The sequence below is a fragment of the Shinella sp. genome, from assembly GCF_035998705.1.
GTDB lineage: Bacteria > Pseudomonadota > Alphaproteobacteria > Rhizobiales > Rhizobiaceae > Shinella.
On the sequence record NZ_DASYHH010000022.1, the window covers coordinates 1 to 21467 of the forward strand.

General features: G+C 67.0%; 23 protein-coding genes. 2 read left to right on the forward strand and 21 right to left on the reverse strand.

The features are described from left to right. Positions 1–65: 65 nt before the first annotated feature. The 9 genes from VGN93_RS16610 to VGN93_RS16650 form a co-directional block, all read right to left on the reverse strand. Positions 66–851 (reverse strand): glucose 1-dehydrogenase, encoded by a 786-nt coding sequence (locus VGN93_RS16610; RefSeq protein ID WP_327508321.1) that lies wholly within the window; start codon positions 849–851, stop codon positions 66–68. Further along, positions 848–1522 (reverse strand): cyclase family protein, encoded by a 675-nt coding sequence (locus tag VGN93_RS16615; protein WP_327508322.1) that lies wholly within the window; start codon positions 1520–1522, stop codon positions 848–850. The genes VGN93_RS16610 and VGN93_RS16615 overlap by 4 nt, the downstream gene beginning before the upstream one ends. Positions 1523–1528: 6 nt before the next feature. Beyond that, positions 1529–2518 (reverse strand): tripartite tricarboxylate transporter substrate binding protein, encoded by a 990-nt coding sequence (locus tag VGN93_RS16620; protein WP_327508323.1) that lies wholly within the window; start codon positions 2516–2518, stop codon positions 1529–1531. A gap of 110 nt (positions 2519–2628) precedes the next feature. Further along, complete coding sequence (locus VGN93_RS16625) at positions 2629–3147, reverse strand: YbjN domain-containing protein (RefSeq protein ID WP_327508324.1); 519 nt, start codon at positions 3145–3147, stop codon at positions 2629–2631. A 127-nt stretch (positions 3148–3274) separates the two neighbouring features. Next, on the reverse strand, positions 3275–4261 hold the full coding sequence (locus VGN93_RS16630; RefSeq protein ID WP_327508325.1) for a 2-hydroxyacid dehydrogenase: 987 nt from the start codon (positions 4259–4261) through the stop codon (positions 3275–3277). A gap of 53 nt (positions 4262–4314) precedes the next feature. Next, entirely contained in the window at positions 4315–4947 is a 633-nt protein-coding gene (locus tag VGN93_RS16635) for a flavin reductase family protein (RefSeq protein WP_327508326.1), read from the reverse strand. A 28-nt stretch (positions 4948–4975) separates the two neighbouring features. Next, positions 4976–5437 (reverse strand): DUF427 domain-containing protein, encoded by a 462-nt coding sequence (locus tag VGN93_RS16640; RefSeq protein ID WP_327508327.1) that lies wholly within the window; start codon positions 5435–5437, stop codon positions 4976–4978. After that, positions 5437–5670, reverse strand: coding sequence for a DUF2312 domain-containing protein (locus VGN93_RS16645; RefSeq protein WP_327508894.1), 234 nt, complete (start codon positions 5668–5670; stop codon positions 5437–5439). The genes VGN93_RS16640 and VGN93_RS16645 overlap by 1 nt, the downstream gene beginning before the upstream one ends. Before the next feature lie 200 nt (positions 5671–5870). Then, entirely contained in the window at positions 5871–6167 is a 297-nt protein-coding gene (locus VGN93_RS16650; protein WP_327508895.1) for a DUF1244 domain-containing protein, read from the reverse strand. 89 nt (positions 6168–6256) lie between these two features. Between VGN93_RS16650 and VGN93_RS16655 the strand changes: the two genes are divergently transcribed. Beyond that, positions 6257–7576 (forward strand): glycerate kinase, encoded by a 1320-nt coding sequence (locus VGN93_RS16655; RefSeq protein ID WP_327508328.1) that lies wholly within the window; start codon positions 6257–6259, stop codon positions 7574–7576. Between the two features lie 15 nt (positions 7577–7591). Here the strand turns inward: VGN93_RS16655 and VGN93_RS16660 are convergent, their stop codons facing one another. From VGN93_RS16660 to VGN93_RS16690, 7 genes are all read right to left on the reverse strand, one after another. After that, complete coding sequence (locus VGN93_RS16660; protein ID WP_327508329.1) at positions 7592–8173, reverse strand: GNAT family N-acetyltransferase; 582 nt, start codon at positions 8171–8173, stop codon at positions 7592–7594. Position 8174: 1 nt separating this feature from the next. Beyond that, complete coding sequence (rpoD, locus tag VGN93_RS16665) at positions 8175–10229, reverse strand: RNA polymerase sigma factor RpoD (RefSeq protein WP_327508330.1); 2055 nt, start codon at positions 10227–10229, stop codon at positions 8175–8177. Positions 10230–10651: 422 nt separating this feature from the next. After that, the gene (locus VGN93_RS16670; protein WP_319322589.1) at positions 10652–10792 is read right to left on the reverse strand and encodes a hypothetical protein; all 141 of its coding nucleotides are present in this window, start codon (positions 10790–10792) and stop codon (positions 10652–10654) included. A gap of 14 nt (positions 10793–10806) precedes the next feature. Further along, a complete protein-coding gene (gene tdh / locus VGN93_RS16675; protein WP_319322590.1) occupies positions 10807–11844 on the reverse strand; it encodes an L-threonine 3-dehydrogenase in 1038 nt (345 codons plus the stop codon). Positions 11845–11877: 33 nt separating this feature from the next. Continuing rightward, a complete protein-coding gene (locus tag VGN93_RS16680) occupies positions 11878–13065 on the reverse strand; it encodes a glycine C-acetyltransferase (protein ID WP_327508331.1) in 1188 nt (395 codons plus the stop codon). Between the two features lie 34 nt (positions 13066–13099). Then, entirely contained in the window at positions 13100–13555 is a 456-nt protein-coding gene (locus VGN93_RS16685) for a GFA family protein (protein ID WP_327508332.1), read from the reverse strand. 127 nt (positions 13556–13682) lie between these two features. Continuing rightward, entirely contained in the window at positions 13683–14411 is a 729-nt protein-coding gene (locus VGN93_RS16690) for a class I SAM-dependent methyltransferase (RefSeq protein WP_327508333.1), read from the reverse strand. 127 nt (positions 14412–14538) lie between these two features. Between VGN93_RS16690 and VGN93_RS16695 the strand changes: the two genes are divergently transcribed. Next, positions 14539–15309, forward strand: a complete 771-nt coding sequence (locus VGN93_RS16695) for an SDR family oxidoreductase (RefSeq protein ID WP_327508334.1) — start codon at positions 14539–14541, stop codon at positions 15307–15309. A 34-nt stretch (positions 15310–15343) separates the two neighbouring features. On the opposite strand, the gene VGN93_RS16700 is transcribed toward VGN93_RS16695, so the two are convergent. The 5 genes from VGN93_RS16700 to VGN93_RS16720 form a co-directional block, all read right to left on the reverse strand. Then, entirely contained in the window at positions 15344–15817 is a 474-nt protein-coding gene (locus VGN93_RS16700; protein WP_319322595.1) for a VOC family protein, read from the reverse strand. A gap of 73 nt (positions 15818–15890) precedes the next feature. Further along, the gene (gene recQ / locus VGN93_RS16705; protein ID WP_327508335.1) at positions 15891–17753 is read right to left on the reverse strand and encodes a DNA helicase RecQ; all 1863 of its coding nucleotides are present in this window, start codon (positions 17751–17753) and stop codon (positions 15891–15893) included. Between the two features lie 245 nt (positions 17754–17998). Continuing rightward, the gene (dnaG, locus tag VGN93_RS16710) at positions 17999–19966 is read right to left on the reverse strand and encodes a DNA primase (protein WP_327508336.1); all 1968 of its coding nucleotides are present in this window, start codon (positions 19964–19966) and stop codon (positions 17999–18001) included. A 199-nt stretch (positions 19967–20165) separates the two neighbouring features. After that, on the reverse strand, positions 20166–20504 hold the full coding sequence (locus tag VGN93_RS16715) for a hypothetical protein (protein WP_327508337.1): 339 nt from the start codon (positions 20502–20504) through the stop codon (positions 20166–20168). A gap of 251 nt (positions 20505–20755) precedes the next feature. After that, positions 20756–21205 (reverse strand): GatB/YqeY domain-containing protein, encoded by a 450-nt coding sequence (locus VGN93_RS16720; protein ID WP_319322599.1) that lies wholly within the window; start codon positions 21203–21205, stop codon positions 20756–20758. Positions 21206–21467: the final 262 nt, after the last annotated feature.

The window sequence follows — 21467 nt, forward strand, 5'->3', positions numbered from 1 at the left end:
CCCTCCCTCCCCCGCATGCGGGGGAGGGTCGGGGTGGGGGCCCGCGCGACCTGCCGGAAGATGTTCTAGGCGCCCTCGGCCGGATCGTACATCACCCCCGCCGTGGCGAAGCCGCCATCGACGTTGAGGATGTGCCCGGCGACGAAGGCGCCGTCCTCGCCGCACAGAAAGGCGACCGCGCCGGCAACGTCGGCCGGCGTGCCGTAGCGCTTCACCGCCATGCGGTCGAGGAAGGCGGCGCGCTGCCGCGGCCCGTGGGCGGTGCGGGCGATCTGCGTCGGGCCGGGTGCGACGCCGTTCACGATGATGCCGAGCGGCGCGAGCTCCACCGCCAGCACCTTGGTCAGCGTCTCGATGCCGCCCTTGCTGGCGCCATAGGCGGCGCGCCCGGTGCCGCCGAACTGGCCGGAGACGGAGGAGACGGTGACGATGCGCCCGCCGCGCTCCGCCTCCCCGCCCTGCGCCATCGCCCGCGCGGCGGCCTGCGCGGTGAGGAAGCAGCCGACCAGGTTGGTGCGCAGGATGCGCTCGAACTGCGCGAGCTTCATCTCCAGCACCGGGATGCGGTCGGTGATGCCGGCATTGCAGATGGCGATGCGCAGCCGCCCGAAGCGCGCCTCCGCCTCCGCGACCGCCGCGGCGGCATCGGCCTCGGAGGTCACGTCCATGCGGAAGGGCAGCGCCTGCCCGCCCGCCGCGTTGATGCCCTCGGCGACGCGCGTGGCGCCTTCGAGGCTGATGTCGGCCACCAGCACCGGCGCGCCTTCGGCCGCCAGCCGCTCGCAGATGCCCGCGCCTATGCCCGCCCCGCCACCGGTGACCAGCGCGGTGCGCCCGGCGAGCCGGCTCACGCCTCCTCCTCCATCGCGATGACGCGCGCGGGCGCGCCGTCGGAGTCCGGAATGCGGATCGGCAGGCCGATCACCTGATTCCGAGGCTGGCGCAGCGCGCCCATGTTGCAGAGGTACTCGAACATGATCACGCCGCGCGCCAGCAGGTGGTAATGCGTCACGTGCTCGGGCAGCGGCGGGCGCTTCTCCCCGGTCAGGAAGAAGCGGATGCAGTGGTCCTGCGGGAAGTCGAAGCCGACCGCCTTGATGCCGCGCTCGCGCAGCCAGATCGCGCCCTCCGCCGTCATCCAGGGCGCATGCAGCCAGAACTCCGGCGTGTCGATGCTGGCGCGCTCATCCCACCGCGTGCGGATCAGCGCGAAGTCGCCGGGGCGCAGATGCTCGCCCGCCGCCTGCAGGCGTGCCACTTCGATCGGGCTGTTGGCGGGCACGTCGGAGACGTCCAGCACCGCACCCGGCCCGACCGTCATCTCCGGCGTGACCGCATCGGTGGTGAAGCCCTCGGGATCCACATGGCGCGGGCTGTCCATGTGGGTGAAGGCATGCACGTTCCAGCCGGCCCAGGTGGCCTGGCCCTCCCCCGTCTCGTGGCCCTTGGCCAGCCGCCGCTCCACCTTCCAGCGGAAATGCCCGGTGCGAACGGGGGTGGAGAGGTCAACGAGGCGTGGCATGGCGCCTCAGCTGTCCCGCCAGGGGCGCTGCTGCCAGACCTCGCGCAGCCGCGCCGCCTCGCGCATCACCAGCGCGCGCGTCTCCGCCGGGCCCATGTAGTGCAGCGGGATGAACAGGCGTTCGGCCTCGGCGATCCAGACGGGGTCGTTCATCGTCGCCGCCACCATCGCGGCGAGCCGCGTGCGGATCGGCTCCGGCGTGGCGGCGGGCACGACGAGGCTGCGCACCACGCCGGTGGTCAGCGGGTAGCCACCCTCCGCGAAGGTCGGCACGGCCGGCGTCATGGCGAAGCGCTGCTGGCCGGCCGTGGCCAGCGGCCGCACCTGGCCGTCGCGGATCAGCGCGACGCTCTCGCCCATGTTCATCGAGGCGACCTGGATGTGCCCGCCGATCAGCGCGTTCACCGTGGGCGCCTGTCCGGCGAAGGGGATGTGGTTCAGCCGGATGCCGGCGGCATTCTCCAGCTCGACGATCAGCAGGTGGTCGTCGGAGCCGATGCCGGCGGTGCCGACCGAGATCGCACCGGGGCGCGCCTTCGCCGCGGCGACCAGATCCGCCACGCTGCGCAATTCGCTGTTCGGCGCAACGTGGAAGCCGCTCGGGTCGGCGACGATGGTGCCGAGATAGAAGAAGCCGTCCAGCGTGTAGCGCGGCTGACGCTCGATGGTGATGGTCTGCAGGCTCGGCGTGATGACGGTGCCGATGGTGTAGCCATCCGGTGCGGCGGTTGCGGCGGCGGTGTAGCCGATCTCGGCGCCGGCGCCGGGCCGGTTCACCACAACGAAGCGCGCGCCGGGCAGGTGCCGCTCGAAATGGCTCGTCATGGCGCGAAGGTTGACATCGGTGCCGCCACCGGGCGGGAAGGGCACGATGATCTGGATCGGCCGCTCGCCAGGCCATCCGCCCTGCGCGCGCGCCAGCCCCGGCGCGATCAGCGGCAGGCCGAGCCCCGCGGCCAGGACTCCGCGGCGGGTGGTCCTTGTGATGGTGGTCATGGCGCCTTGCTCCCTCTCTGCTCGCCTTGCCGGCCGCAGTTGTGGCCACGGTATTCAGCCCTGACGCACGGCGCAAGGCGAGGCGCCCGAAACGCCACGCGGGCGCCGGCCTATCCCGCGCGGAAGCCGATATGCCTGACGAAGGCGCTGAGCACGCTGCGCCACAGCCCGAAGGCATGGAGGAAGTTCGCCTCGCTCACGCCGCCTTCCAGCGTCATGAAATAGCTCAGGCGCGGCAGGCCGGCACTCGTCAGCGACGCCTCTCCCAGAGAGCGGGTCTGGTTGAACCGGTTGATCTCATCCAGGGTCGGCGGCTTTTCCATCCGGAACGACACCGTGTACTGGATCGACCGGCAATTGGCGTTCTCGCGGCAGCCGTAGAAGGAGATCACGAAGCTCACCCCCTCGGCGGCCGAGCGGATCATCGGATCGCCACGACTGTCACGGGCCACGGATGCCTGGAAGCCGTTCGCCTGGAAGATCTGCGCAAGCCGTTGGGGGTCGGTGGCATCCACGAGCTGGACGCCCTGCGCCTTCGCCTCGCCAGCCGACAGGGACGCCGCGATGGCGAGCGCGGCGGCGAGCCGCGCCAGGCTCGTGACACCGAAAGGGATCGGCCTGTTGGACATGGTTCTCTCCCATCTGCTGCCCTGCGCCTGCGCGGGGCCTGTTGCGATCCTTGGATACGGAACGTTCGCCGAGAAGCCCCCCACGACAACAGGAAGTGCAGATCGCCGTGAGCACCGCAGTTGCAGCTCAGGCCACCGGATGCAGCGGCTGCCCCATCTCCGCGAAGCGCGCGACATTCGCGAGCGTCGTATCGGCGATGGCGCGCATTGCCTCCTCGGTAAAGAAGCCTTGATGGCCGGTGATCAGCACATTCGGGAAGGTCAGCAGGCGCGCGAAGACGTCGTCGGCGATGACGGTGCCGGAGAGGTCCTCGAAGAACAGCTTCTCCTCCTCCTCGTACACGTCGAGCCCGAGATGGCCGAGCCGGCCGGATTTCAGCGCGCGGATCACCGCCGCGGTGTCGAGGATCGCACCGCGGCTGGTGTTGATCAGCATCGCGCCCGGCCTCATGCAGCCCAGCCGCGCGGCATCCATCAGGTGCCGCGTGGCGGGCGTGAGGGGACAATGCACGCTGACGATGTCGGCCTCCGCCAGCAGCTCCTCGAGCGGCCGATACGCCAGGCCGAGCGCGATGCAGTCCGCGTTCTCCTGCGGGTCGTGGCCGAGCAGGCGGCAGCCGAAGCCCCGCAAGATGCGCGCGAAGGCCGTGCCGATCTGCCCGGTGCCGACGATCCCCACCGTGCGCCCGTGCAGGTCGAAGCCGAGCAGCCCGTCGAGTGCGAAATTGCCTTCGCGCACACGGTTGTAGGCACGATGGATGTTGCGGTTGAGCGTCAGGATCAGCGCCACCGCGTGTTCCGCCACCGCTTCCGGCGAATAGGCCGGCACGCGCCCGATCGCGAGGCCGAGGCGCTGCGCCGCGACAAGGTCAACATGGTTGAAGCCCGCCGAGCGCAGCGCCAGCAGCTTCACCCCGCCGGCGGCCAGCACCTCCAGCGCGGCGGCGTCGGCGCGGTCGTTGACGAACAGGCACGCCGCGTCGCTGCCCTCGGCCAGCCGCGCCGTGGACGGATCGAGCCGCGCCTCGATCCAGGTGAAGTCGTGTGTGCCCCGCGCAGCCGCCTCCAGGAAGCGACGATCATAGGGCTTGGCGCTGAACACGGCGATCCGCATGCCTGGCAGCTAACGCGAGCCGCGCCGGGCGCGCAACCGCCCTCACGCCCTCGTCAGCGGTCGCGCTGGCCCGGCAGGTAGGCGCCGCGATCGGTCGGGCGTAGCGCGGAGAACAGCGCCGTCACCTGCGTGTAGTCGCGATAGCCGCAGCGCGCGACGGTGCCGGCGGCGAGCATGTCGAAGCGGCCATCGCGCAGCGCGGCATCGGCGATGTGCACGCCGATCACCTGGCCGATGACGAAGAAGCCGTTGGTTTCCTTGCCCTCCACGTCGCGCAGCTCGCCCCACTGCACGACCTTGCATTCGAGCGCGGCGGGGCTGGCGGCGACGCGCGGCGGCTTCACCAGCCGGCAGGGCGCCATCTCCAGCCCGGCATGCAGGAACTCGTTCTCGCCTTCGGCCAGCGTGTCGGAACTGGCGTTCATCGCGTCGAACAATTCGCGGGTGACGAGGTTGAACACGAATTCTCCGGTCGCGATCGCGTTCTGCGCGCTGTGCTTCAGCCCGTCGCTGCCGAACACCATCATCGGCGGGCGCGTCTGCACCATGTTGGTGAAGCTGTAGGGCGCCAGGTTCGGCCGCCCCTGCTCGTCCAGCGTGGACATCCAGCCGATCGGCCGCGGCGCGACGATCGCCTTCATCGGGTCGTGCGGCAGGCCGTGGCCCTCGCGCGGGTCGTAGAACATCTCGTCTCTCCGGAGAGGTGGCCGCGCGCTACCAGCCTTCGGTGCCGGGCGCGCCCTTGAACGGCCCTTCGACCTCGGCCGTGATCCAGCCGCCGTAGAAGCCGCCGGGCTGCGGCGTGACGCGCTCCTCAGCCACGAAGCAGGCATCGACGCGGCCGGCATAGAGCGCGACATGGCCGGCGATGGGCGCGAAGGCGGGGGTGGGATCGGGATAGGCCCAGGCCGCGCGCTCGGCGCGCCGGCCGCCGGCGACCAGGTCGAAGTAGCGCGCCCTGCCCTTCCACTCGCAGAAGCTGCTGCCCGCGGCGGGCACCAGGCTGCCGGGCGCGAAGGCCTCCGGCGGGATGTACCAGCTCGGCGGGTGGGTGGTCTCCAGCACCCGCCAGGCCGCGGTGGTGTCCACGATCGTCTCGCCGCCGAGCACCACGCGCACGCGCCGCGCGCTGCGTTCCAGACGCGGCGGACGCGGATAGTCGGCGGCGCGCTCCATCACATGCCGAGCGCACGGCGATAGAGGTCGAGCAGCGTCTCCTGCTCCTCCACCTCGGCGGGCTCCTTCCGGCGGATGGAGATGATCTGGCGGATCACCTTCACGTCGAAGCCGGCGGATTTCGCTTCCGCGAAGATGTCCTTGATGTCGCCAGCGAGCGCCTTGCGCTCCTCCTCCAGCCGCTCGACGCGCTCGATGATCGAGCGCAGCCGGTCCACGGCGATGCCGCCCACCGCGGGGTCCGGGTCGGCAACCTGGCGGTCGCGGCTGGCCTTGGCGTCCTGAAGGTCGTCCGTATCGCTCACCCGCTGGTCCCCCACTCGAAAGGCGCGGGTCGTGCCACGCCTGGGCGGCTTGTTCAATGCCTCGCTCCGTTCGCGAAGACCGTTTGAGACCGTCCCGCTGCTGGCACGGCGATCAGCGGAGTTTGCGATCAATGCCCGGGATTGGCCTTGGCGAATTTAGCCTTCTGCTCCGCGGTCGCTTCCTGCTGATGCTTCGCCTGCCATTCCTTGTAGGGCATGCCATAGACGATCTCGCGTGCCTCGGGATCGGCGATGGCCACGCCATGCTCCACCGCGGCCTCGCGGTACCAGCGGCTGAGGCAGTTCCGGCAGAAGCCGGCGAGGTTCATCATGTCGATGTTCTGCACGTCGCTCCGCTCGCGCAGATGCTGCACCAGGCGGCGGAAGGCGGCGGCTTCCAGCTCCGTCCGGGTGGCCTGATCCATTTCGGGCACGGGCATTCTTCGGTCCTCCTGCACCGGCTAGATGGCCCATCCGGGCCGGCTTCGCCATAGTCGGCCGCAGGAGGATCGGCATGGCCTGGACGGATGCAACCGCGCGCGCGGCCCTGCGGCGGCTTTTCGATGCGGCGCTGGCCGCCGCCGACCCGCTCACCTGCCTGGCGCCGCACCTGCCGCCCCCGCCCGCGCGCGGCCGGGTGGTGGTGGTCGGCTGCGGCAAGGCGGCGGCGAAGATGGCCGCCGCGGTGGAGGCCGCCTGGCCGGATGTGCCGCTCTCCGGCCTGGTGGTCACCACCTACGGCGCCGACCTGCCCGTCCCGCCAACGCAGCGGCGCATCGCGGTGCGCTTCGGCAGCCATCCGGTGCCGGATGCGAGCGGCGCCGCGGCGGCACGGGCGATGCTCGACGCGGTGCGCGGGCTGACGCCGGAGGACCTCGTGCTGTTCCTCGTCTCGGGCGGTGGCTCGGCGCTGTCGACGCTGCCGGCACCCGGGCTGACGCTGGACGAGATGATCGCCGTGAACCGGGAATTGCTCCGCTCCGGCGCGGCGATCGGCGAGATGAACTGCATCCGCAAGCACCTGAGCGCCTTCTCCGGCGGGCGGCTCGCCGCGGCGGCGCATCCGGCACGGGTGCTGACGCTGGCGATCTCCGACGTGCCGGGCGACGACCCGGCGGTGATTGCCAGCGGCCCGACCGTGGCGGATCCGACCACCTTCGCCGAGGCGCGCGCGCTGGTCGCGCATTACCGCATGACGCTGCCCGAGGGCGTCCAACGGCACCTGACGGAAGGCCAGGACGAATCACCCAAGCCCGGCGATCCGCGCCTCGCCGGCGCGGCGCTGCGCATGATCGCGACGCCGCTGATGGCGCTGCAAGCGATGGCGGCGGCTGCACGCGACATGGGCCTTACGCCGCTGACCCTGGGCGATGCGCTGGAGGGCGAGGCCAAGGAGTTGGGCAAGGTGCTGGCCGGCATCGCGCGCAGCGCGGCGCTGCACGGCCATCCGCTGCGCGCGCCCTGCGTCATCCTCTCGGGCGGCGAGACCACGGTGACGCTGCCCGCCAGCGAACCCAGCCCGCGCGCCTCCGGCGCGACAGGCCGTGGCGGGCGCAGCACGGAATGCCTGCTCGGCCTGTCACTCGCGCTGGAGGGCACGCCCGGCATCTGGGCGCTCTGCGCGGACAGTGATGGAATCGACGGAAAGTCGGACGCGGCCGGCGCCGTCTGCGGGCCGGACACGCTGGCGCGGGCCCGCGCCGCCGGGCTCGACCCGCGCGCGATGCTCGCCGCGCATGACAGCTACGGGGTGTTCGACGCGCTGGGCGACCTGCTGGTGACCGGCCCGACCCTGACGAACGTCAACGACGTGCGGGCGGTGCTGGTGGGGTAACGCGGGGACCGCCCATCACACCCGCAGCCGCTCCGGGATCCGCAGCCCCAGCCGGTTCGGCACCGGCCACACTTCCCGCACGGTGCGCAGCACCCGGAACCCCGCGGCGATGTAGTTCGGCAGCGCGCGCGGATGGTCCGCCGTGCAGGTGTTCACCGTCACCGCGCGCGGCTTCTCCGCCCAGCCGGCATCCACCGCATGCCGCAGCAGCGCCCGCCCCAGCCCGGCGCCGATCGCATGCGGCATCAGCCCGAAATAGGAGAGATTGATCCCCGCATCGCCGCCGCGCCGCTCCAGCTCGTAGAACCCCGCCGGCTCGCCGCCCTGGTAGAGCACATGGATCGAGACATCCGGCCGCGCCAGCAGCGCCGCGATCTCATCGTCCGGCACGGTGCGCCGCAGCCACCACAGCCAGTCGCGGCCCACCGTGTCGTAGAGGTAGCGGTAGAACGGCACGGAACAGCGCGCCAGGCGCAGCACGCCGGCGCCATCCGGCAGTGCCGGCGCGCGGTCGGCCGGCGGCGCGTCCATCCGCAGGAAGGTGACATCCACCGCGACGCGCGTGACAGGCTCGCGCATCACGGCCGCGCTGGACATCTCAATTGTCCAGGAAGGAGCGCAGCTTCCGCGACCGCGAGGGGTGCTTCAGCTTGCGCAGCGCCTTCGCCTCGATCTGCCGGATGCGCTCGCGCGTGACGTTGAACTGCTGCCCGACCTCTTCCAGCGTGTGGTCGGTGTTCATGCCGATGCCGAAGCGCATGCGCAGCACGCGCTCTTCGCGCGGCGTCAGCGAGGCCAGCACGCGGGTCGTCGTCTCGCGCAGGTTCGCCTGGATGGCGGCGTCGATCGGCAGCAGCGCGTTCTTGTCCTCGATGAAATCGCCGAGATGCGAATCCTCTTCGTCACCCACCGGGGTTTCGAGCGAGATCGGCTCCTTGGCGATCTTCAGGACCTTGCGGACCTTTTCGAGCGGCATGGCGAGCTTCTCGGCCAATTCTTCCGGGGTCGGCTCGCGGCCGATCTCGTGCAGCATCTGGCGCGAGGTGCGCACGATCTTGTTGATCGTCTCGATCATGTGCACCGGAATGCGGATCGTGCGGGCCTGGTCGGCGATCGAACGGGTGATCGCCTGCCGGATCCACCACGTCGCGTAGGTGGAAAACTTGTAGCCGCGGCGATACTCGAACTTGTCGACCGCCTTCATCAGGCCGATATTGCCCTCCTGAATGAGATCGAGGAACTGAAGGCCACGGTTCGTGTACTTCTTGGCGATCGAGATCACGAGACGGAGGTTGGCTTCCACCATCTCCTTCTTGGCGATGCGCGCCTCGCGCTCGCCCTTCTGCACCATGTGCACGATGCGGCGGAATTCCGAGATGGAAATGCCGGTCTCGGTGGCGAGGTTCTGGATTTCCTGGCGGATGTCGCGGATCGTCGTGTTTTCGCTTTTCGCGAATTCCTTCCAGCCGCGGGCGGCCAGGTTGGCGATCGACTTCATCCAGTTCGGATCGAGTTCCGCACCGGAATACTGTTCCAGGAACGAATCGCGCTTGACGCCGTAGCTTTCGGCCAGGCGCAACAGGCGGCCCTCGTTCTGCACGAGGCGCTTGTTGATGTCGTAGAGCTGCTCGACGAGGCTGTCGACGCGGTTCTGGTTCAGCGACAGCGACTTGACGGCCGTGATCAGCTCGTCCTTGAGCTCCTTGTAGCGGCGCTCCTGGGCGGGCGACAGCGTGCCGGTCGCCTGCAGGCGGGCTTCCACCTGCTGGTCCTGCAACTTGCGCAGCTTCTTGTAGGTCTCGGCGATCGTGTCGAGCGTCTCCATGACCTGCGGGCGCAGTTCCGCTTCCATGGCGGCGAGCGAAAGGTTCGACTCGTCGTCGTCCTCTTCCTCCTCCTCCTGCGGCATGCTGTCGCCGCCGACATTGGTGATGTCGTCGTCGTTGGCAGCACGCGGCTTGCGATTGCGTTCCTTCTCTTCGGCAGCCTTGCGGTCCGCCTCGATCTTCTCAGGCGACTGGAACTGCGGGGCAGCCTTCGCCTCAGGACCGGAATAGGTCGTCTCGAGGTCGATGATCTCGCGCAGCAGCGTCTGGCCTTCGTTGAGTTCATCCCGCCAGATGATGATGGCCTGGAACGTCAGCGGGCTCTCACAGAGGCCGGCGATCATCGTCTCGCGGCCGGCTTCGATGCGCTTGGCGATGGCGATTTCGCCCTCGCGCGACAACAGCTCGACGGAACCCATTTCGCGCAGATACATGCGCACCGGGTCGTCCGTGCGGTCGGTCGGCTCCTTCTTCTTGGCGGTCGCAAGCGCGGTGCCGCTCGAAGAGGCGATCTCGCCGCCCTCGCTTTCGTTGTCGTCGTCGCTCGCCTCGTCGTCGCCGCCCTGCTTTTCCTCTTCGGCTTCCTCGTCTTCGATGACGTTGATGCCCATGTCGGAGAGCATGGCCATCGTGTCCTCGATCTGCTCCGAGGTCACTTCCTCGGAGGGCAGAACCGAATTCAGCTCGTCCATGGTGACATAGCCGCGCTTCTTGGCGGCCTTGATCATCTTCTTGACTGCATCATCGGAAAGATCGAGAAGTGGGCCGTCGGATGCGCCTTCGCGTTCGTTTTCGACTTCCTCGTTCTCTTTGACCTTTGTCGCCATTTATTTCGTCGCTTTCCTGAGCATCCAGTTTTCAAGCGGTCAGGGTTTCCGCAGCCGATCGCCCTTCGGCATGCGCAATCGCCTCACGGCGTCCCTGACCTAACGGATTGACAATTAAATCCCGATTAACCACATCCCGGCCCGCGGGACTGTGGACGTGTTGCCGAGGCAACACAATTGACATGCCTTCCCGATCCGCCGTACCCATTCCTTCTCAGCCAACAATGGTGATTCCCAGAATTTTCGGTTCCGTCAAGCTTTTCCGGCAAAAAACCCGCAAAAGCTTACGATTCGGGCTCGCGGACAGGAATGTCGGCGGATCCGGGCGATTGTGCCTTCATGTAGGCACAAATCCCGAAAAGACAAGAGCCGCAATCCCAGCGCCTCCGCGCGTTTCCCATAGCGATTCGCAAGCCAGGGTTTCAAAACGACCCCCCAGCCACCTTGGTGATACGCAGTGTCTCAAGATCGATCGCCACAATGTTGTAGTCGAGCCCGGCATCGAATTCGCCCTCCACCTCGAAGGCGATGGCACTGCGATGGCAGCTTCCCTCGTATTTCACGCCAAAACTCCCTCTTAATGCCAGTCCATCACGACCTTCCCGGAATTGCCCGAGCGCATCGCCTCGAAACCGTCCCGGAACGCGTCGATCTTGATGCGGTGGGTGATGATCGGCGAGAGATCCAGTCCGCCCTGCACGAAGGCGATCATCTTGTACCAGGTTTCGAACATCTCGCGGCCATAGATGCCCTTCAGCGTCAGCATCTTGAAGATCACCTTGTTCCAGTCGATGCCGAAGCCGTCCGGCGCGATGCCGAGGATGGCGATCTTGCCGCCATTGTTCATCGTATCGATCATCGAGCGGAAGGCCGGCGGCGCGCCGGACATTTCGAGGCCGACGTCGAAGCCCTCCGTCATGCCGATCTCGGCCATCACCTGCGCCAGATCCTGGCTGGAGGCATCGACCACGTAGTCGATGCCGACTTTTCGCGCGAGATCGAGCCGTACGGGATTGATATCGGTGATCACGACCTTTCTTGCGCCGGAGCGTTTCGCGACCATCGCACCCATGATGCCGATCGGGCCGGCGCCGGTCACCAGCACGTCCTCGCCCACCAGATCGAAGGAAAGCGCCGTGTGCACCGCATTGCCGAACGGATCGAAGATCGCCGCCACCTCGTCCGGCACGTCGTCCGGGATCGGCACGACATTGTACTCGGGAATGCAGACGAACTCGCCGAAGGAGCCCGGCCGGTTGACGCCGACGCCCTTGGTATAGTGGCACAGATGCCCGCGCCCGGCGCGGCAGTTGCGGCACTTGCCGCAGACGATATGTCCCTCGCCTGACACCCGCTCGCCGACATGATATTTCGTGACGGACGAACCGATCTCGGCGATCTCGCCGACGAATTCATGGCCGACCACCATGGGCACCGGAATGGTCTTCTGGGCCCAGTGGTCCCAGTTCCAGATATGCACGTCCGTGCCGCAGATCGCCGACTTCTTGACCCGGATCAGCACGTCGTTCGGCCCGACCTCCGGCACCGGCACAGTCTCCATCCAGAGGCCGACTTCAGGTTTTGCTTTAACCAGCGCACGCATCATGTTCGACATGACGAAATCTCCGCAAGGGATTCAGAGGATTCTTTAAATCACACCCAACTCGCGCCCGACGTCGGCGAAGACGGCGATCGCCTTGCGAACGTCCGCCTCGCTATGCGCCGCCGACATCTGGGTGCGGATGCGCGCCTGGCCGCGCGGCACGACGGGGAAGGAAAAGCCGATGACATAGACCCCCTTCGCCAGCATGCGGGACGCCATCTCCTGTGCGAGTGCCGCATCGCCCAGCATGACCGGAATGATCGCATGCCCCTCGCCCGCAAGCGTGAAGCCGAGCTTCGTCATCTCGCTGCGGAAGAGATCGGCATTGGCATAAAGCCGCTGGCGAAGCGCATCGCCATTGTCGATGAGGTCGAAGACTTTCAGCGAGGCGCTCGCGATGACGGGCGCGAGCGTGTTGGAGAAGAGATAGGGCCGTGAGCGCTGGCGCAGCCACTCCACCACCTCGCGCTTGCCCGACGTATAGCCGCCGGAAGCCCCGCCCAGCGCCTTGCCGAGCGTGCCGGTGATGATATCGACGCGGCCCTCGACGCCGCAATGTTCCGCCGAGCCGCGGCCATGTTTACCGACGAAGCCGACCGCATGGCTGTCGTCCACCATGACCATGGCGCCGTATTTTTCCGCGAGATCGCAGACGCCGCCGAGATTGGCGATGATGCCGTCCATCGAGAAGACGCCGTCGGTGGCGATCAGCTTGAAGCGTGCGCCTTCCGCCTTCTTCAGTTCCTCTTCCAAGGCTGCCATGTCGTTGTTGGCATACCGGAAGCGTTTCGCCTTGGAGAGCCGCACGCCGTCGATGATCGAGGCGTGGTTCAGCGCGTCCGAGATGATGGCGTCTTCCTCGGAAAGCAGCGTCTCGAACAGCCCGCCATTCGCATCGAAGCAGGAGGAATAGAGGATCGTGTCTTCGAGCCGGAGGAAGGCAGAGATGCGCGCCTCGAGCTGCTTGTGCTCCTCCTGCGTGCCGCAGATGAAGCGCACCGAGGCCATGCCGTAGCCGTAGCGGTCGAGCGCCGCCTTGCCGGCCTCCGCCAGTTCCGCATTGTCGGCGAGGCCGAGATAGTTGTTGGCGCAGAAATTCAGCACGCGCTCGCCGGAGGTCACGGTGATCTCGCCGGCCTGCTTGGAGGTGATGACCCGCTCGGCCTTGTAGAGGCCGCCGGCCTTGAGGCCGGCGATTTCGGATTGCAGATGGGCGATGAAGGCGGAGGTCATGGGCACGCACTCACGGCTTTGAGAAAGGAGCGGCTCAGGCGATGCTCGCGGCATAACCGGCCATCAGCGGTTCAAAATCCTCCATCGGGGGGAATTTTTCATAGCTGTGCCTGGCGGGCGTCGTCGCCCAGGCGAGCTTTTCACTCGTATAGGTCTCGACGAAGGGGCTGTACCAGCTCACATCGTCGAGCATGGTCGGGCGCACATTGACGGAGAAATCGAGCCCCTGCGGCCGCGTGAACATCCATGTCATGCAATCCGGGCAGAAATGATGGCCGGCCTCGGGGCTTGCACCGGCGACGACCGGCTCGCCCTCGACGACGGCAAAAGCCGCAGTCGGGATCGCCGCGCTCAGCGAATAGGCGCTGCCCGACATGCGCTGGCAGCCCGTGCAATGACAGGCCATGGCGATGAGCGGCGGCGCGCTGACACGGATCTTGACACGCCCGCAGCGGCAGGAACCGTCGAGCGGCAATTTCAGTTTTCCCATGGTCTCGGCTCCACTTGCAATTTGACGCCGGCCTGTCTTTTTGATCGTGATGCCGACGATATCCACGGGAATAGTTCTAGCGCAGCCGCAAGCCGCGTAAAGGGCTCCCGCCGCCCTTTCGCTGTTTTCAATCGCGCTCGCAGGCGATCAGCAGGAACATCGGCCGGTTCATCTCCACCTGCCATTCCGGATGCTCGGCGAGCTGTGCCGCACTCGGCCGCCACTCCTCAACATGGCGGATCGTGAAGCCCGCCGCGATCAGCGCGTTCAGCGTCGTGCCGAGCGTGCGGTGATGTTTGACGACGCCCTTGGCGAGCCAGTCCGTCGTGCGCGGGCCTTCGACGAGGTAGCCATCGACCGGCCAGACCGTTCGGCCGCCGATCTCCGCCCAGTCCGGCGCGGATGGCGCCATGTAGATCGGGTGTTCGATGGTGAAGACGAAGGACGCGCCCGGCGTGAGGGCTGCATGGACCGTGCGCACCAGCCGGTCGAAATCCGCGACATAGTGGAAGGCGAGCGACGAATAGGCGAAGTCGAAGGCGCCCTGCGGCAAGTCGAGCCGGTCGAGATCGGCGATCTCGTAGCGCACGGCCGGCGACGTGGTTTCCGCCCGGGCGCGCGCGATCATGTTTTCCGAAAGATCGAGCCCGAGCACGCTTTCCGCCCCTTCCGCGGCGGCATGCCGGGCAAACCAGCCGAAGCCGCAGCCGAGATCGACGATGCGCCGGCCCTTGAGATCGGGCAGCAGCGCGCGCACCGAGCCCCACTCCGCCGCCCCCGCCAAGCCGTGAACCGAGCGCGGAAGGTTGCTGTAGCCTTCAAAAAAGGCGGGCTGATCGTAGATGTTCTGGGCCATGGCAAACGTCCTTTTCCGGCAGGGCATAGCCGTTTTTTCCCGGCAGGCAAAGCCGTGCCCGGGTTGACGGAAGGGGTTGACAGAACCGGGCTGCGCCTGTCCGGTAACGGCCAAAATGGGGGCGACGATGACGATACTGGACAGGTTTTCCCAGAAGGGCCGCGTGGCGCTGGTGACGGGTGCCGCCCGCGGCCTCGGCTTCGAGATCGCCAAGGCGCTCGCGGAGGCGGGCGCCCATGTCGTGCTGACCGGCCGGACGGCCGCGACGCTGGAGGCGGCCGTCGCCGCGATCACCGAAGCAGGCGGCGGCGCGTCGGCGAGCGCCTTCGACATCGCCGACCGCGCCGCCCAGCGCGAGACGCTTGCGGCCATCGACCGGGCGCACGGCCGGCTCGACGTGCTCGTCAACAATGTCGGCGCCCGCGACCGCCGGCCGCTCTCCGAAATGGACGACGAGGCGATCGACGAGTTGATCCGCGCCGATCTTCTCGCCGCCGCCAGCCTCGCCCGCGACGCCGCAGCGCTGATGAAACGCCACGACCACGGCCGCCTGATTTCCGTCACCTCGATCGGCGGCCATGTCGCCATGCCGAACGACGGCATCTACCCCGCCGCAAAACAGGGCCTGACCGGCCTGATGCGCAGCATGGCCGTCGAATACGGCCCGCACGGCATCACCAGCAACGCCATCGCGCCCGGCTGGTTCGCCACGGAAACCAATGCCGCGCTCGCCGCCGACGAGGACCTGATGCCCTTCGTGCGCCAGCGCATCCCCGTCCAGCGCTGGGCCCGCGCCGACGAAATCGCCGGCGCCGCCCTTTTCCTCGCCAGCGACGCCGCCTCCTTCGTCAACGGCCACGTGCTGGTGGTGGACGGCGGCATGACGGTCAGGATGTAAAGGCGCCCCTCGACGAACGCTAAGCAGCGATCAATCACCGCGCCGCAGCGGCAGCCTCCAGAGTGGCGATGTCGAGCTTCACCATCTGTAGCATCGCCTCGGTGACGCGCTTGACCTTCGCCTGATCCGGGTCGCTCATCAGTTCGCCGAGCCGCGCCGGGGCGATCTGCCAGGAGAGGCCCCAGCGGTCCTTCAGCCAGCCGCATTGCTCCACCGAGCCGCCCTCCTTCAGCGCGTCCCACAGCCGGTCCAGATCGCCCTGCGTCTCGCATTCGACCATGATGGAAAAGCTGTGGTTGAACGGATCGAGCGGTCCGGCCTCGATCGCCATGTAGCGCTGGTCGCCCAGCGTGAAGCTCGCGATCTTGACGCTGCCGGGCGGGCCGCTCGGCGTTTCGGCGAGCAGCGGCGAAATCCAGTGAACCGAAGAGCCCGGGATCAGCGACGTATAGAAGCCGATGGCGGCCTCCATGTCCTTCTCGAACCAGAGATGCTGCGTGACCTTCATCGTAACGTCCTCCTTGATGACCTACAGCAAGGACGAACGAGCCACCAACGTTCCGACAGGCTCTTGAAAAAAACTAGCCGGCAAACTCCTCGATGACGGCCAGGAAGGCATCGCCGAACCGGTCGCGTTTCGAGACGCCGATGCCGGGAATATCCAGAAGCTCCTCGCGGTCGCCTGGGCGCTCCTTGGCGAGCGCGATCAGCGTCGTGTCCGGGAAGACGACATAGGGCGGCACGTCGAGGTCCTTGGCAATGGCGAGGCGCTCGGCGCGCAGAAGCTCGAAAAGCGCGCGGTCCGAGCCGGCAAGGTTGGAGCGCTCCCGGGCGGCGGGCGAGCCGCCGGCCTTGCCCTTGCGGCCCGCCTGCGGCCGGTCCTTGCGGAAAAACACCTCCCGCTCGCGGCGGAAGACGGCGCGCGCCTCCTCCTCCAGCTTCAGCGCGCCATAGGCCGCATGGTCGACACTGATCAGGCCGGAGGCGAGCAATTGCCGGAAGATCGATTGCCAGATGCGCGGCGCGATATCCTTGCCCGCACCGAAGACCGGCATTTCGGTATGGCCGAACCGCTCGGTCTTCTCGTTGACCGACCCCATCAGCACGTCGATCACATGCGCCGCGCCAAAACGCTCGCCGGTGCGGTAGACGGCGGCGAGCGCCTTGATGGCGGCCTCTGTACCGTCCCAGGTCTCGACCGGGTTGCGGCAGGTGTCGCAATTACCGCACTGGCCGGCATGCGGCTCGCCGAAATGCGCCAGGATCGCCTTGCGCCGGCAGCCCGCCGTCTCGCAAATGGCCAGCAGCGCCATCAGCTTGGCGTGCTCGATGCGTTTGATCTCGTCGGCCGCATTGCCCTCGTCGATCATCTTGCGGCGCTGCACGACGTCGGCCATGCCATAGGCCATCCACGCATCCGACGGCAGGCCGTCACGCCCGGCGCGCCCGGTCTCCTGGTAATAGGCCTCCACCGACCCCGGCAAGTCGAGATGGGCGACGTAGCGCACATCGGGCTTGTCGATGCCCATGCCGAAGGCGACGGTCGCGACAAGGCAGAGATTTTCCTCCTTCAGGAAGGCATCCTGGTTGGCATCGCGCACCGCGCGGTCGAAGCCCGCATGATAGGGCAGCGCGCGAACCCCCTGCGTGTTCAGCCATTCGGCGGTGTCCTCCACCTTGGCCCGCGACAGGCAGTAGACGATGCCGCTCTCGCCCTGATGGCGCCCCAGGAAACGCAACAGCTGCTGGCGCGCCTGGTCGCGCTCGGCGATTTCGTAGGAAATGTTCGGCCGGTCGAAGCTGGTGGTGAAAACCTCGGCGTCCTGCAAGCCGAGCCGCTCGATGATATCGCCGCGGGTGTGCGGGTCGGCGGTCGCCGTCAGCGCGATGCGCGGCACGCCGGGATAACGCGCGCCGAGCATGCCGAGCGTGCGGTATTCCGGCCGGAAATCGTGCCCCCATTGCGACACGCAATGCGCCTCGTCGATGGCGAAGAGCGCGATGCGGGCATCGGCCACCAACTCGGCGAACCCGTCCGTGACGATGCGCTCCGGCGTGACATAGAGCAGGTCGAGCGTGCCCGCGCGCATCGCATCGCGCACGGCAAAGAACTCGTCGCGCGTCAGTGAGGAATTGAGCGCCGCCGCGTTGACGCCAAGCTGCTTCAGCGCCTCCACCTGGTCGCGCATCAGCGCGATCAGCGGCGAGATGACGATGCCGACACCCTCGCGGCAGAGCGCCGGGATCTGGAAGCACAGCGATTTGCCGGCCCCCGTCGGAAACAGCACGACCGCATCGCCGCCGCCCGTCACATGCTCCACCACCGCCTGCTGCTTGCCGCGGAAGGCGTCGTAGCCGTAGACGCGCTTCAGCACGTCGAGTGGGCTCGCCGACGGCACGTCGAACAATACGGAGAGAGAACGGGACGATTTGGTCTGGGTCATCGATGGTACCTTCCTTCCTCCATTCTGGCCAAGTGCGCCACCATCGGCAACCGCGCGACCCGCAGCTTTTGCCTTAGCACACAATGTTCTTGATTTGTTCTGATTTCAAGGCTAAGTTGCAAATAAATTGAAAGAGGGGAGAAAATGCGATGGCCTTCTCCATGACCTTCGCCCTGTTGGGCGCCGTCCTCTGCGGGTTTCTCCGGCAGGCCGGGTTCGCCTGCGCCAGCATCACAGAGCCGCCCCTACTTCCCCGCCGGCCCCTTCACCCGACCGGACAACACGCCAAAACCCTCGATGATGGCTTCCTGGTTTTCCATGCGCATCGTCTCCATCTGCACCTCCTGAAGGGCGCGCAGGATTTGCGGCACGCGTTCGCCGTCGCCCTCTTCGGTCGAGACGGCGAGTTCCCGCTCCAGTTCGCGGCGCTGCCAGAGCAGTGCGCGGGTGCGCTTGTGCAGCGCGAGCGCCTGGAGAAAACCTTCGCGGGCGTCCTCGGCGGCGGCCTCCGCCGTCGCGGTCCAGAGGCGGGAGTTGCGGACCTGCTGGTCGAGGCCCTTGAGCAGCGCGTCGAAACCGGCGGCCTCCAGCTCCTCGATCAGCCGGTCGCGCGCAAGCCGTGCACCGACGGCGCCGGCAATGCCGAGCAGCGACGACCAGAGCCGTTGCAGGTCGCGGTGCTCGTATTCGATGATGGCGATCTCGTCGTAATCGCTGAAGAACAGGCCGGGATGGTTGACGACGGTGAGCGCCAGCACGCTTTCGCGCAAGGGCGGCAGCCCCTCGCCGCCGCGCACCAGCGACGAGCGCGCCAGCCGATCCGATATGCCGGAGGAGACCGCGTTGCCCTGCGGCGCATTGCGGCCGCCCCTGCCCTGCCGGTTGCCGGAAAAGTTGCCGCCGCCCTGCCGCTGCTGGGCGGGGCGGAAGAAGGCGTTCAGCCGGTCGCGCATGTTCTGCTGGTAGTGGCGCCGCACGTCCTCGTCGACGATCGCGGCCGTCACCTGGCGCAGGCGCGCTTCGAGCGCCGCGCGGCTTTCCGGCGTCTCGAAGGAGGCACCCTGCACCTCCCGGCTCCAGATCATCTCGGCAAGCGGGCGGGCGGCGGCCATCACCTTGTCGAAGGGCGCGCGGCCCTCATTGCGCACCAGGTCGTCCGGGTCCTTGCCGTCGGGCAGCAGCGCGAAGCGTATGGTGCGCTCCGGCTTGATGAAGGGCAGCGCGAGTTCGGCGGCGCGGTTTGCCGCGCGAATGCCGGCACCATCGCCGTCGAAGCACAGCACCGGTTCCGGCGTCATCTTCCACAAGAGGTCGAGCTGGTTTTCGGTCAGCGCCGTGCCGAGCGGCGCCACGGCATTTTCGATGCCCGCCTGGTAGAGCGCGATCACATCCATATACCCTTCGACGGCGATGATCGTGCCGGCGCCGTCAACCCCTTGAGCGCCCTTTCGGGCGCGGGCGTGATTGTAGAGCACGCTGCCCTTGTGGAAGAGATCAGTCTCGTTGGAATTGAGGTATTTCGCCTGGGCATCCGGCGACATGGCGCGGCCGCCGAAGGCGATGACCTTTTCGCGCACGGAGAGGATGGGGAACATGATGCGATCGCGGAAACGGTCGTAGGATACGGGAATGTCCGGCCCGTGCACGACGAGGCCGCAGGCCTCGATCGCCTCTTTCGGCACACCCTTGCCGGCCAGGTACCCCTTCAGCGCATTGCGGCTTTCCGGCGCATAGCCGAGCCGGAAGGTCTCGATGGTGCGGCCCGTCAGCCCGCGGTCGCGCAGATAGGCGCGCGCCTTGGCGCCGGCCGGCGTCTGGAGTTGCTCCTCGAAGAAGCGCGCCGCCATTTCCATGACCTCGACGAGCCCGGTGCGCTCCTTCTCCTTCTGCTCGGCCTCGCGGTCCGGCTGGGGCATGGCGACGCCCGCGAGATCCGCGATCTGCTGCACGGCCTCGGGGAAGGACAGCCCGTCGAGATCGGTGAGGAAGCGGAAATGGTCGCCGGAGACGCCGCAGCCGAAACAATGGTAGCGGCCCTTGCGGTCCTCGCAGTGGAAGCTCGGCGACTTTTCGCCATGGAACGGGCAGCAGGCCCAATAGTCGCCGCGCGACACATTGGTCTTGCGGCGATCCCAGGTCACGCGCTTGCCGATCACGTCGGAAATGGAGACGCGGTCGCGAATCTCGTCTAGGAAGGCGTTGGAAAAGCGCATGGATACCTCGATCAGGCTCCATATAACCATGCGGGGAAGCTATCGCCAGCACTACTGCATAATTTTATCCTTAAATCGGTTTCGGTTTAAGGATAAAATTATGCAGTAAATTCAAAATTCTACAGCGACCTTTGCGCGTCATTTCTGACGCGCAAAGGTCGCTGTGGTCGGCTGCCCACAGAAATTCACAGGCTATGCATCAAAAACCCATGTCGGGCGCGTAAAAACAGCGCGGCGTGTCCTCGGTCGGGTAGAGGCAGAGATGATATTCGCCGTCCGGCGAGTGGCGGGTCGTATCCTGCGGCAGGCGGAAGATATGGGTGCGGGTGGCCAGCCGGTGGTCGCCGGGCGCGAGCGTCACCTGATAGCCGCCCTTGATGATGCGCACGGCCGTCGCCGGGATCATCTGGCAGTCGCCATTGTGGCTGTTGCCGTTGCAGCAGAACTGCTCGTATTGCCAGCCGCTCGCCGCCTCATGCGCGAGAGCGGGGCCGGCAAGAGCCAGCATGCCAAGGGAAAGAAGAAAGGTCACGCGCATCGGCTCGATCTCCATTGACGAGAACGGCCACCGGGGCATCGACGCATGAACAAATCCGGCGGCACAGCATGCACTTCGCCGGGGCGGGCCGATGCGCGAGCGCATCGTCAGGCTCCTGTTTCGCGGGGTTTAACTGTGCGCGGCGTTTTTGGTTCCCGTCAAGGGCGTCGGTGTCGTCCGCGACACGAAACGCCCACAAACAAAAAGGGCGGCTGACGCCGCCCTTCCCGATAGACCCGGTCGCTGCCGGATTATTTCAGCAGTTCCTTCACCACGCCGGAGGCCTTGGCGAAGTCCATCTGGCCGGGATAGCGTTCCTTCAGCGCATTCATGCACTTGCCCATGTCGCGCAGGCCATGCGCGCCGGTTTCGCTGACCAGCGACGCACAGAGTTCCTTCATCTTCTCTTCCGGAATCTGCGCCGGCATGAAGCTTTCGATGACGACGATTTCCTGCCGCTCCTGGGCGGCAAGCTCCGGGCGGCCGTTGTCGCCGAAGATCTTGGCGGATTCCTCGCGCTGCTTGATCATCTTGGCGAGGATCTGCATGATCTCGTCGTCGGCGACCGGGCCCTTGCCCACGCCGCGATTGGCGATATCGCGATCCTTGATCGTTGCCTGGATCAACCGAAGCGTCGAAACGCGGCAGGAATCCTTGGCCTTCAGCGCATCCTTCAGCGCATTTGCGAATTGCTCGCGCATCATTTTCTCCATAGGAAGCCGCCCGGCGCCGGATGCGCGCGCGGTCTTCGATAGTGCTTTCTCGTGCATGCTCATAGACCGGCAAAGGGGCCGCGGGCAAACGGATTACATAAGCGATTGAATTTCAACGCTTTATAATTCCACGCAATCCACAGGCGGCGGTTGACCCCGTCATCCGCTTTGTCTATTTTCCGGCACCTGCACGAAATTTGGCAATCAGGGCGAACCAACGCGGGTTTCCGCGCGCCCTTGCCTTGCGAGA